Genomic DNA, 11,687 nt, shown 5'->3' on the forward strand with positions numbered 1-11,687 from the left:
GTGAAGGAACTAGGCAACATGGCACCGTAACTTCGGGAGAAGGTGCACCCTTTTTGGTGGCTCGTGCGAGCTATAGCTGAAGAGGGTCGCAGTAACCAGGCCGCTGCGACTGTTTATCAAAAACACAGCACTCTGCAAACACGAAAGTGGACGTATAGGGTGTGACGCCTGCCCGGTGCTGGAAGGTTAATTGATGGGGTCAGCCGCAAGGCGAAGCTCTTGATCGAAGCCCCAGTAAACGGCGGCCGTAACTATAACGGTCCTAAGGTAGCGAAATTCCTTGTCGGGTAAGTTCCGACCTGCACGAATGGCGTAACGACAGCGGCGCTGTCTCCACCCGAGACTCAGTGAAATTGAAATCGCTGTGAAGATGCAGCGTTCCCGTGGCAAGACGGAAAGACCCCGTGAACCTTTACTATAGCTTTACACTGAACGTTGAGTTCGTCTGTGTAGGATAGGTGGGAGGCTATGAAACCATGGCGCTAGCTGTGGTGGAGCCATCCTTGAAATACCACCCTGTCGTGCTTGACGTTCTAACCTGGGCCCATTATCTGGGTCGGGGACCGTGTATGGTGGGTAGTTTGACTGGGGCGGTCTCCTCCTAAAGAGTAACGGAGGAGCTCGAAGGTACGCTCAGCGCGGTCGGACATCGCGCACTGTGTGCAAAGGCATAAGCGTGCTTGACTGCAAGATCGACGGATCAAGCAGGTAGGAAACTAGGACTTAGTGATCCGGTGGTTCTGTATGGAAGGGCCATCGCTCAACGGATAAAAGGTACTCCGGGGATAACAGGCTGATACCGCCCAAGAGTTCATATCGACGGCGGTGTTTGGCACCTCGATGTCGGCTCATCACATCCTGGGGCTGTAGTCGGTCCCAAGGGTATGGCTGTTCGCCATTTAAAGTGGTACGCGAGCTGGGTTCAGAACGTCGTGAGACAGTTCGGTCCCTATCTGCCATGGGCGTTGGAGATTTGAGAGGGGCTGCTCCTAGTACGAGAGGACCGGAGTGGACGAACCTCTGGTGTTCCGGTTGTCACGCCAGTGGCATTGCCGGGTAGCTATGTTCGGAAGCGATAACCGCTGAAAGCATCTAAGCGGGAAGCGCGCCTCAAGATGAGATCTCCCGGGGCACAAGCCCCCTGAAGGAACCATGTAGACTACGTGGTTGATAGGTCAGGTGTGTAAGTACAGCAATGTATTGAGCTAACTGATACTAATGATCCGAGAGGCTTGACCATATAACCTCAAGTTGCCTTGGCCGACATGACATGTCGATAGATCCAAGTGCACGCTACGTCACAAGACCAAACGAGAGGCAGGCGCTCAGGCGCGTCTCTTTGCAACGCAGGCATCACCATGCCCGCCCCCTGCAAGGACACGACGCCCAGGCGACACTCCAACCGCCTCCCTGGTGAAATTAGCGCTATGGAACCACCCGATCCCATCCCGAACTCGGAAGTGAAACGTAGCTGCGCCGATGGTAGTGTGGCCTAAGCCATGCGAGAGTAGGTCATCGCCAGGGTTTATACCCAAAAACCCCGCTGCTTATGCAGCGGGGTTTTTTCTATTAAGTGAAGGCTCTGCTTTTTTGAGTTCCTTCCGCCCCAAGGGCAAGTACGTGAGCTGGCGCTGCAAGCGCTGCTGCAACCGTCTCCCTGGTGAAATCAGCGCTATGGAACCACCCGATCCCATCCCGAACTCGGAAGTGAAACGTAGCTGCGCCGATGGTAGTGTGGCCTAAGCCATGCGAGAGTAGGTCATCGCCAGGGTTTACATCCAAAAACCCCGCTGCTCACGCAGCGGGGTTTTTCTTTGCGCGCGAGAAACTGAAGGTAGTGCCGGCCGCTGGCCGGCAACCTCATGAACATCACGCGGCTGCACGTGCCAACCGGCCAGCGGCCGGCACTACCGGGTCCCAGCACTCACGCACAAAAAAGCGGCGCCCAAGGGCGCCGCTTTCTTTGGAACTCAACGGCTGGGGGACTTACTTCGCCGCAGCGGCCGGTGCCTTGGCCTTCATCATCGTGTCGCGGGCAGCCTTGAACGGATTGCCTTCGTACCAGTTGGGCCAACGATCGCCGCCGGCCAGTTCCTTGCCGACGCCATACATCAGCTGCAGGTCCTCGACCGTGCCATCCAGCTTCCAGGTGGCCGGGTCATACTCATCCTTCGGGCCGTGGTAACGGTTGGAACCGTAGTCGGCGGCCGCCTTGCGGCCAGCCTCGACGCCGCCGTCGCGCAGGTCTTCCCCGCCGTCGGCATACAGCGCCGGCACACCCGCCTTGGCGAAGTTGAAGTGATCCGAACGGAAGTAGAAGCCGCTCTGCACCGAGGTCTCGCCGTGCAGGGTGCGATCCTGGGCTGCAGCCAGCGGCTTGAGGATGTCTTCCAGCTCGGAACTGCCGAAGCCGGTCACCGTCACGTCCTTGGCACGACCGGCCACCGACATCGCGTCGATGTTGATGACACCGGCGATCTTGTCCAGCGGGAAGGTCGGGTGGGCGACGTAATACTTCGAACCCAGCAGGCCGGATTCTTCCAGGGTCACCGCCAGGAACACCACCGAACGTTCCGGCTTCGGTTCCTGATGGGCCATTGCTTCGGCCACCTCAAGAATGCCGGCCACGCCGGTCGCGTTGTCGACGGCACCGTTGTAGATGTTGTCGCCCTGTTCGCCTTCGTGCTTGCCGAGGTGGTCCCAGTGCGCCATGTACAGCACGGCCTCATCGGCGCGCTTGCTGCCAGGCAGTACGCCCACCACGTTGCGCGACTGCTTCTGCGCGACCTTGCTCTTCAGGTCCACCGAAGCGGTTGCCTTCAGCGGTACCGGCTTGAAGCCGCGCTTGCTGGCATCCTTGTAGGCCTGGTCCAGATCCAGCCCGGCACCGGCGAACAGGGCCTTGGCCGCCTCGGCGCTCAACCAGCCCTGTACCGGCAGGCGCGGTTCGGCATCGTCCTTGGCCGGCAGGTCGTACTGCGGGCCGGCCCAGGAGTTCTTCACCACGTCCCAGCCGTACGACGCGCCCGCGGTGTCATGCACGATCAGCGCGGCAGCAGCTCCCTTGCGCGCAGCTTCCTCGAACTTGTAGGTCCAGCGGCCGTAGTAGGTCATGCGCTTGCCGTCGAACAGCTTTTCGTCATCGACATGGAAGCCCGGGTCGTTGACGAACATGACCACCGTCTTGCCCTTCCAGTCCTGGCCGGCGTAATCGTTCCACTTCTGCTCCGGCGCATCCACGCCGTAGCCGACGAAGACGAGGTCGCTGGCATCGACCTTCACTTCTGTCTGGCCGGTACGGGTGCCCACCACCATGTCGGTACCGAACTTCAGTTCGCGGGTCTTGCCGCCCTGGGTGAGGGTGAGCACGGTCGATTCATCGGCCGTGGTCTCGGTCATCGGCACGTCCTGGAACCAGCTGTCGCCGTTGCCGGGCTGCAGGCCGATGCGCTGCATCTGGTCTCGGATGTAGTTGACCGTCAGTTCTTCGCCCTTGCTGCCGGGCGAGCGGCCTTCGAACTCGTCAGAGGCCAGGGTCTTCACCATCTCGGCGAAGTCGGCGGCGTTGATCGCCGCTGAGAAGGTGTGCGTGGCCGGCTTGGCGGCGCTGTCGACGCTGGGCGCCGGAGCCGGGGTGTCTTCGCCTTTGCAGGCGCTGAGCGCGGCCGCGGCGGCCAGGCACAGGAGGAGTTTGCGGGGCATCATCGGTTCCTGGAAACACAAGGGACGGCCACGCAGCACGCGCGACCGGTAGCGGGAGTATCGCCCAAGCCGCAGGCTCAGTCGGCCGGGGCGGTATCGGTATCGAAGGGGATCGGATCGGCGCCGGTGACCGGGCCGATGCGCGCACTGCGGTGGACGTACAGCACCACCTCGCGCTCGAACAGCAGGCTGCCGTTGACCACGGCATTCGGCCCGATGATGACCCGCGGCTTGCGACTGGCCGTCAGCGAGACACTGAAGTTCGGCTTGCGCACATGCACGCCACCGCCGACCTGTGAGCCGATGCCGACGGTGATGTCGCCGTTGACGGTCTCCACGTCCTTGCGCACGCGGCTGCCGACCAGGCCGATGCCACCGTTGACGGTTTCCACGCCGCCTTCGATCTGGCTGCCCTGGTCGCTGAAGATGCTGCCGTTGACCGTGCTGACATCGCCGTGGGCAGTCACTTCGCGCCCCAGGCGGATGCCGCCGTTGACGGTCTCGATGCTGCCCGTGCGCGCACGAGCGGCGACCTTGACGCCGCCGTTGACGGTATCGATGCTGCCGGTTTCCACGCCTTCGCCGACACGGATGCCACCATTGACGGTGTCCAGCTTGCCGTAGCGCTGGCCCGGATCGGCGCTGATGCTGCCGTTGACCTTGCTCACGTCTGCCTGGGCCCAGGCCGGGCCACTGGCCAGCGCAATGCCCAACAGCAGCGGAATGGAGAGAGCTTTCATGGGAACCTCGTTGTTGTGCGGCTGGCAGGCCGCGTGCGGAGATGTCACCATTCCCTGCACGTCTCCGCATCTGCCTGAAGTCACTGGAAAGCCCTTGCGCAACAACGTCTTCCCCTCACGCCGGCATCACATCGCCACCCTGCGCGGTGGACGTTGCCTGTTGCTGGGAATGGCGCTGGCCCTGGCGCTGCCATTGCCGGGTGCGGCGCAGACCTCTTCGGCCCGCGAGGCCGAACGCAAGCTGCAGAAGCTGCGCACCGAACTGAAGGGCGTGGCGCAGGAGCGCCGGCAGATCGAGGGCCAGCGCGGACAGGCGTCGCAGCAGCTGCGCGAGGCCGATGAAAAGGTGGCACGCAGTGGCCGTGCGCTGGCCCAGACCGAATCGGCGCTGCGCGAGCAGACCCAAGCGCTGGCCCAGGCCGAACAACGGCGCAATGCACTGCAGTCCAACCTGGAAAAGCAGAATCGCGAACTGGCCGGACTGCTGCGCGCGGCCTACCAGCTTGGCAACCACGCGCCGTTGAAGCTGCTGCTTTCGCAGGACACGGTGGCCGATGCCAACCGTGCGCTGGCCTATCACCGCTACCTGCAGCGCGAGCGCGCGCAGCGCATCACCACGCTGACGGCCGACCTCAAGGAACTGGAGACGCTGCAGGCACAGATCGCCCAGCGCCAACAGCAGTTGCAGGGCACTCACCGCGAGCAGAAGCAGCAGGTCGCCACGCTCGCATCGGACCGTCGCGAGCGTGCGCAGACCGTCGCTTCGCTGGAAGAGCGCTTCAAGGACAAGCGCGAGAAGGAACAGGCACTGGGCCAGGACGCCAAGGCGCTGGAAACCCTGCTGGCCAACCTGCGCGCTGCCGCGGCCCGTGCCGAGGCCGAGCGCCGTGCCGCCGCCCGCAAGGCCGCTGCGGAGAAGGCCGCTGCCGAAAAGGCCGCACGCCAGGCCAAGGCCGAAGGCCGCCCGGCACCGGCAACCAAGATTCCGCCGGCCGTGGCCTCGGCACCAGCGCCGAAGGTGGGTGGCCTGGGCTGGCCGCTGTCGGGCAATCTGCTGGCCCGCTATGGCGGCAAGCTGCCGGATGGCCGTACCAGCAGTGGCGTGTTGATCGGCGCCCCCGCCGGAAGCACCGTCACCGCCGTGGCCGACGGTACCGTGGTGTTCTCCGATTGGATGACCGGCTACGGCATGATCCTGATCGTCGACCATGGCAACGGCTACATGAGCCTGTACGCGCACAACGACACCCTGCTGAAGGATGCCGGTGCGCGGGTCAGCCGTGGCGATGCGGTGGCCAAGGTCGGCAACTCCGGTGGCCAGGGCGTGACGGCGCTGTACTTCGAGCTGCGCCGCGGCGGGCAACCGGTCAATCCGGACAGCTGGCTGCAGCGGCGCTGAATTCCGCCTGGCCGCAGCAGGGCGGATTCAACGGGAATTTAGCCACGCTTCGCGCATAATCGGTGCATGTGCCTTGGGCACGATGCCATCGTCGACAGGAGTGATCCATGCGCGCAGCCCGTACCGCCACCCTCTTGCTGGCTCTGTTGCCGGCCCTGTCCTGGGCACAGCAGACCGCCCCCGTCCCGTTGCAGGAAACTCCCGGGAAGGCGGCGAGCAGCGAGGAGGCGGTGACCTCGAAGGTGCCGCTGGACGACATCCGGCGCTTCGTGGCCGTCTACAACGCGGTGCGCGCGGCCTACGTCGATCCGGTCGATGACAACAAGCTGATGCAGTCGGCTGTGCGCGGCCTGCTGCTCGACCTCGATCCGCACAGCACCTACTTCAACAAGGAAGATGCCGAGGCGTTCGACGAACAGGCCAATGGCGCCTATGAAGGCATCGGCGTGGAGCTGCAGCAGCAGCCGGACAACGCCAGCATGAAGGTGATCTCGCCGATCGACGACACGCCGGCGGCCAAGGCCGGCATCCTCGCCGGCGACCTGATCATCGCCATCGATGGCAAGCCGATCAGCGCGATCGATGCCAGCGAACCGCTGCGTGGCCCGGCCGGCAGCAAGGTGGTGCTGACCATCGTCCGCGACGGCAAGCCCAAGCCCTTCGACGTCAGCCTGACCCGGCAGACGATCCGCGTGACCAGCGTGCGCAGCCGCCTGCTGGAACCGGGTTATGGCTACATCCGCCTGAGCACGTTCCAGGCCGACACCGGCTCTGATTTCCAGAAGCACCTTCAGCAGCTGCAGAAGCAGTCCGGCGGCAACCTCAAGGGGCTGGTGCTGGATCTGCGCAGCAATCCGGGTGGTCTGCTGACCGCTGCCGTGCAGGTGGCCGATGACCTGCTCGACAAGGGCAACATCGTCAGCACCCGCGGCCGCATCAGCATCAGCGATGCACGCTTCGACGCGACCCCGGGCGACCTGCTGAAGGGCGCGCCGGTGGTGGTGCTGGTCGATGCCGGTTCGGCCAGTGCATCGGAAGTGCTGGCCGGCGCACTGCGCGACAACAAGCGCGCGCGCGTGATCGGCAGCCGCACCTTCGGCAAGGGCTCGGTGCAGACCGTGCTGCCGCTGGACAACGGTGATTCGGTGAAGCTGACCACGGCGCGCTACTACACGCCCAGCGGTAAATCGATCCAGGCCACCGGGATCGTGCCGGAAGTGGAACTGAAGGCAGCGCCGCGTCCGGAAGACGAAGCATTGCCGGCCAGCCTGAGTGACTACAGTGAAGCGACGCTGCCGGGCCACCTGCGCGGTGATGAGGAAGGCACCGAGGGCTACCACGCAGGCGCCGTGTTGCCGGGCGATGGCCCGATCAACGATGCACTGGCCGAACTGAAGAACCCGGGTTCGGTTGCGGCGCGCTTGAAGGCAGAAGCTGCGAAGGCCGAAGCGGACAGGGCAGCAAAGGCCTCCGCCAAGCCTGCACCGAAGGCGGAGCCCAAGGCTGAAGCAAAGCTGGAAGCGAAGCCGGAAGCCAAGCCCGAAGCCAAGCCCGCAGAGATCCCGGCCAAGCCTTGATTGCGTAGCGTCGAGCCATGCTCGACTGATGAGCGGACACCGCCCGAGCATGGCTCGGGCGTTTCGCAGAATGCACCAAGCGGACGCTAGAACCCGTGCCGCTTGCGCAATCGCCGTGCGATCGCCGCGCGCACGTACATGCCGTACACCACGCCGAACACGAAGCCGCCGATGTGCGCCCACCAGGCGACCATGCCGAAGGTCGGGCCGATGTAGGCGAACACCACCTGCAGCGCCGCCCACACACCGATCAGAAGATAGGCCGGGGCGCGCACGAACTCCAGGAACAGCCCCAGCGGGATCACCACGCCCAGGCGCGCGCCGGGGAACAGCGCGAGATAGGCACCGATCAGCGCCGACACCGCACCGCTGGCGCCGATGATGATCTGGTCCGGGCTGCCCATGGTGTAGATGGCGACCAGGTTGGAGATCGCCCCGCCCACCAGGAACAGCAGCAGCAACCGCCACGGGCCCAGCACCCGGTCGGCCGGCAGGCCGAAGATCAGCAGGAACACCAGGTTGCCCAGCAGGTGCGACCAGTCGGCGTGCAGGAACAGGGCGGTGAACAGGCGCAGCACGCTGCCGTCCTGCAGCGTTGCCCACCAGTCCAGCGGGTGGGTCAGGCCGGTGGACAGGGCGCCCCAGTCCAGCCACAGGCTTCCGCGGGCATCGTTCGGGCGCGAGATCGACCACAGGAATGCCAGCCACAGTGCCGCAAACAGCACGGGTGTAGCCCAGCGCAGGGTCGCCTTCTTGCGCGAGGGGAGGGAGACAAACATGGCACTAGCCTAGCGTGCGGGCGCTTTTGGCGGGGAGGGAGCCTGTTCAGCTTTTGCGACGAAGAAAGCGCCAGCGCTGTTATTGTTTCATTAACGGCTCTGGGTAATACTCGCATACGGCGTCGTATGTCGGGAGGGGAATCCGGCGCGCTTCGAAAGGCCATCCGGCCTGACGGGCGCAGGCGCACTCAGAGCACCATCACCGCTTACCGGAGAGAGAACTACGATGCAAACTGCTTCCACCATTGCCCGCCTGACCCTGCTGGCCGTCGGCGTTGCCGGTGCGCTGGCCGCCGCCGACGCCAATGCCGCCGCCTTCCAGCTGAAGGAAAACAGTGCCAAGGGCCTGGGCCGCGCCTTCGCTGGTTCCACCTCGACCGAAGGCGACGCCTCGGTCATCGCCACCAACCCGGCCTCCATGCGCCTGCTCGACGGCACCGTGGTGCAGGGCGATGTCAGCGCCATCAGCTTCGGCGCCAAGTTCCGCGGCGAAGGCCGTTACGGCAACGGCGCGCCGATTTCCGGCGGCAACGGCGGCGACGCCGGCATGATTGCCCCGGTTCCGGCAGCCTACTTCCACGTCCCGTTCGGCGAAAACGACAACATGCATTTCGGCGTGTCGCTGACCGTGCCGTTCGGCTTCAAGACCGAATACGACCGTGACTGGGTCGGCCGCTACAACGGCGTCAAGACCGAGCTGCAGGCCATCGACCTGGGTGCTGCGTTCTCCTATGACGTCAATCCGTACCTGTCGTTCGGTGCGTCGGTGTTCGCCGAGCGCCTGAATGTCGACCTGACCAGTGCCGTCGACGGCGGTACCGCCATCAACGCCAGCGCCCAGCGCACCGCTGCTGCGCGCGTGCTGGCGGCCGGTGGCACCCAGGCCCAGGCTGCTGCCGCTTCGCAGGCCGCTGCCCGGCAGGCCGCCCAGCTCGGCTTCTCGCCCGGCACCGCTGATGGCTACCTGCGCATCAAGGGTGACGAGGTGTCCGTCGGCTACACCCTGGGTATGACCGTCACCCCGGTGGAAGGCACCAACATCGCCTTCAGCTACCGCTCGGAAGTCGAGCACAAGATCACCGACGGCAAGGCTGATTTCACCATGACGCCGACTGCGGAGGCGTTCCTGCGCCAGGCCGCTCCGGGCACCTTCGTCGACAGCAATGGCCGGGCGACCATCACCCTGCCGGCCAGTGCGACTGTTGGCTTCACCCACCGCGTGAACGACCAGTGGCAGATCATGGCCGAAGTCACCCGCACGGCGTGGAGCAAGTTCGATGAAGTGCGCGTCGACTATGACTCCAACCAGCCCGACAGCGTGCTGCCGTTCCACTACCGCGACACCACCTTCGCGTCGATCGGTACCGATTACCGCGTGAACGACAAGCTGACCCTGCGTGGCGGCCTGGCCTATGACCAGACCCCGACCACCGACGCCCACCGGGACGTGCGCGTGCCGGACACCACCCGCAAGTGGCTGTCGCTGGGCATGACCTACGCCGCTTCGGACAAGATGGAATACAGCGTGGGCTACACCCACCTGTTCACCAAGGATCCGAATATCAGCTCGACCTCGGCCACGGCCAACACCGTGACCGGCAAGTACAAGGTCAGCGGCGACGTGCTGGCTGCGTCGATGCAGTACAAGTTCTGATTCCGACGATTGCCTGAAGCAGTACGAAGGAGGCCCCGCGCAAGCGGGGCTTTCTTTTTTCCGGGGATCTGCATCCACGCATGGCGCGGATCTACGCGACAATAGCGCGATGAACCTGTCCGACCCGAACTTCCAGCTGGAGCTGGCTGCCAACATCGCCGTTGCCGGCTCGATCCTGCTGGCCGGCCGCAACAACGTGCATACGTGGTGGCTGGGCATCGTCGGCTGCGCGTTGTTCGCCGCGGTGTTCGAGGGCTCGCACCTGTACGCGGACATGGTCCTGCAGTTCTTCTTCGTGGTCATCAGCGTGTTCGGCTGGTGGCAGTGGCTGCGTGGTGACCATGGCGCGCCGTTGCCCATCACCCGCTTGCCAGCACGCGCGTGGAGCTGGCTGCTGCCGTTGGCGGTGCTGGCGACCTTCTGTTACGGCTGGATGCTGACCCGGCTGACCAATGCGTATGCGCCCTACATCGACTCGGCGGTGCTGGTGCTGAGCGTGATCGCACAGATCCTGATGATGCGGCGCAAGCTGGAATCGTGGTGGGTGTGGCTGCTGGTCAACACCATCGCGGTGCCGCTGTACTACAGCCGCGGGCTGCACCTGACCTCGATCCTGTATGTCGGTTTCTGGATCAACGCGCTGGTGGCGCTGCGTCACTGGCGGCACCTGATGCGCGCCGAAGCGGATACGGGCAGGGCGGCCGATGGCGTTGCCTGAGCGGGTATCGCGCGGGTTGGTGGTCGGCAAGTTCTGCCCGTTGCACCTCGGGCACGAGCGCCTGATCGAATTTGCTTCTTCCCGCTGCACCCAGCTGCTGGTGATCGGCTGGTCGCAGCCGGGCTTTGCCGGCTACAGCGCGGCGCGTCGCGAGCGCTGGCTGCGCGCGCGCTTCCCGCAGGCGACGGTGGCAGTGCTGGATGATGCGCGGCTGGCGGCGTTGTGCAGGCAACTGGGTATTCCCGTACGTGCGCTGCCGCAGGACAAGGACAGTGAGCAGGTGCAACGCGCGTTCACCGCATGGCTGTGCGTGGCATTGTTTGGCGGACCGGTGCAGGCTGTTTTCACCGGCGAAGACTACGGCGATGGTTTCGCTGCAGCCTTGGCGCAGCACTTCAATGCGCCGGTGCAGCACCATCGGCTGGAGCGTTCGACCGACATCGGTCAGGCCAGTGGTACCGAACTGCGCGACGATCCGCATGCGCATCGGCAGGGCCTGAGCCGGTCGGTCTATGCCGACCATGTGCAGCGGGTGGCCTTCATCGGCGGTGAGTCCACGGGCAAGAGCACGCTGGCGCGGGTGCTGGCCGAACGCCTGGGCACGGCATGGGTGCCGGAGTTCGGGCGTACGTTGTGGGATCAGCAGTGCGGCGAGCTGCAGGCGCAGGATCTGCTGCGTATCGCTGCGACCCAGCTGCAGCACGAGCACCAGGCCGCGCAGCATGCGCATCGCTGGTTGTTCTGCGATACCACGCCGTTGGTGACGCTGGGCTACAGCGGCTGGATGTTCGGCACGGCGCCCGAAGCACTGCAGCGGGCCGCGGCGCGTGCGTACGACCTGCTGTTCCTGTGCGCCCCGGATATCCCGTTCGAGCAGGATGGGACGCGTGTGGGCGAGGAATTCCGCATGCGCCAACACGCGTGGTATCTGCAGCAGTTGCAGGCGCGAGGAATGGCGTATGTGCTGCTGGAAGGCGACCTGGAGATGCGTATCGCGCGGGTGCTGGAGGAATTGGTGAGGCGTGCGGACAACCGCTTCAGTGTGGTGGCGGAATGAGCTGCCAGGGGCTGGCAGCTTCGCGTTCGCCCCGCCATGAAAAAACCCCGCTTATGCGGGG

Annotated in this window: 8 protein-coding genes and 3 rRNA genes (1 of these 11 only partly in view); 8 read left to right on the top strand and 3 right to left on the bottom strand. The window is 64.7% G+C overall.

Annotated elements, in window-relative coordinates; translation table 11 throughout:
* The 3 genes from LMF57_RS01690 to rrf (LMF57_RS01700) all read left to right on the top strand — a co-directional run.
* Nucleotides 1-1,240 (top strand): 23S ribosomal RNA (locus LMF57_RS01690); it begins 1,640 nt to the left of the window's first position.
* Nucleotides 1,241-1,409: 169 nt separating this feature from the next.
* Nucleotides 1,410-1,524, top strand: a 5S ribosomal RNA gene (gene rrf, locus LMF57_RS01695).
* A gap of 132 nt (nt 1,525-1,656) precedes the next feature.
* Nucleotides 1,657-1,771, top strand: a 5S ribosomal RNA gene (rrf, locus tag LMF57_RS01700).
* 215 nt (nt 1,772-1,986) lie between these two features.
* Here the strand turns inward: rrf (LMF57_RS01700) and LMF57_RS01705 are convergent.
* Together LMF57_RS01705 and LMF57_RS01710 are read right to left on the bottom strand one after the other, a co-directional pair.
* Nucleotides 1,987-3,702, bottom strand: coding sequence for a M28 family metallopeptidase (locus tag LMF57_RS01705; RefSeq protein ID WP_229290595.1), 1,716 nt, complete (start codon nt 3,700-3,702; stop codon nt 1,987-1,989).
* A gap of 77 nt (nt 3,703-3,779) precedes the next feature.
* A complete protein-coding gene (locus LMF57_RS01710; protein WP_117309338.1) occupies nt 3,780-4,442 on the bottom strand; it encodes a hypothetical protein in 663 nt (220 codons plus the stop codon).
* Nucleotides 4,443-4,611: 169 nt separating this feature from the next.
* Between LMF57_RS01710 and LMF57_RS01715 the strand changes: the two genes are divergently transcribed.
* Entirely contained in the window at nt 4,612-5,841 is a 1,230-nt protein-coding gene (locus tag LMF57_RS01715; protein ID WP_227416585.1) for a peptidoglycan DD-metalloendopeptidase family protein, read from the top strand.
* Nucleotides 5,842-5,948: 107 nt separating this feature from the next.
* A complete protein-coding gene (locus LMF57_RS01720; RefSeq protein ID WP_229290597.1) occupies nt 5,949-7,418 on the top strand; it encodes a S41 family peptidase in 1,470 nt (489 codons plus the stop codon).
* 86 nt (nt 7,419-7,504) lie between these two features.
* Here LMF57_RS01720 and LMF57_RS01725 read toward each other — a convergent pair whose 3' ends face one another.
* Nucleotides 7,505-8,197, bottom strand: coding sequence for a rhomboid family intramembrane serine protease (locus tag LMF57_RS01725; protein ID WP_229290598.1), 693 nt, complete (start codon nt 8,195-8,197; stop codon nt 7,505-7,507).
* 226 nt (nt 8,198-8,423) lie between these two features.
* Here LMF57_RS01725 and LMF57_RS01730 point away from each other — a divergent pair, with 226 nt between their 5' ends.
* From LMF57_RS01730 to LMF57_RS01740, 3 genes are all read left to right on the top strand, one after another.
* Nucleotides 8,424-9,851 carry an outer membrane protein transport protein gene (locus tag LMF57_RS01730; protein ID WP_140226253.1) on the top strand — a complete coding sequence of 476 codons (1,428 nt, stop codon included), beginning with the start codon at nt 8,424-8,426 and terminating at the stop codon, nt 9,849-9,851.
* A 109-nt stretch (nt 9,852-9,960) separates the two neighbouring features.
* Nucleotides 9,961-10,569: a nicotinamide riboside transporter PnuC gene (gene pnuC / locus LMF57_RS01735; RefSeq protein WP_229290600.1), complete on the top strand. Its 609-nt coding sequence runs from the start codon at nt 9,961-9,963 to the stop codon at nt 10,567-10,569.
* Nucleotides 10,556-11,626 (top strand): AAA family ATPase, encoded by a 1,071-nt coding sequence (locus LMF57_RS01740; protein ID WP_229290601.1) that lies wholly within the window; start codon nt 10,556-10,558, stop codon nt 11,624-11,626. Before pnuC ends, LMF57_RS01740 begins: the two co-directional genes overlap by 14 nt.
* Nucleotides 11,627-11,687 lie beyond the last annotated feature (61 nt).

Source organism: Stenotrophomonas sp. SI-NJAU-1 (assembly GCF_020883215.1).
Lineage (GTDB): Bacteria > Pseudomonadota > Gammaproteobacteria > Xanthomonadales > Xanthomonadaceae > Stenotrophomonas > Stenotrophomonas indicatrix.